At 64.6% G+C, this 376-nt stretch carries 1 protein-coding gene; it reads right to left on the minus strand.

Translation table 11 applies throughout. The annotated features are described in order from the left end of the window. Nucleotides 1-363, minus strand: a 363-nt coding sequence (locus tag AC09SL_RS29575) for a two-partner secretion domain-containing protein (protein ID WP_479572024.1), incomplete at its 3' end; no start/stop codon positions are given. Nucleotides 364-376: the final 13 nt, after the last annotated feature.

The raw sequence follows: 376 nt of genomic DNA on the forward strand, positions 1-376 counted from the left end.
GGCCACTTCGGTGTAGCCACGCAGCTGGCTCGGGTTGCCGCCGTTGACTTCGTTGAGGATGACTTTGGCGGCCGTGCCCTTGAGGTTCGGGTTGCCGATAATGATGCCGCCCAATTGCGTGGACTGGGTGCGGGACGTGGCGTTGTTGAGGATCACGCCGTTGCTGCCGACGTTATAGTCCTTGAACTGGTTGTGAGACAGGCCACTGCCGTTGGGCTTGGCGATGTTGACCACCGGCACGCCATTGCCGGCCTGGCCGAGGCTGGTGCCCGGCGCGCTGACCACGATGCCGTCGGCCTGGGCCCACAGCGGTTGCCAGAACATGACGTTGGCCAACAGGAACGCCAGGCCGCGCTTGGGCATGCCCCAGAACTGC

Source organism: Pseudomonas sp. PF05 (assembly GCF_056521845.1).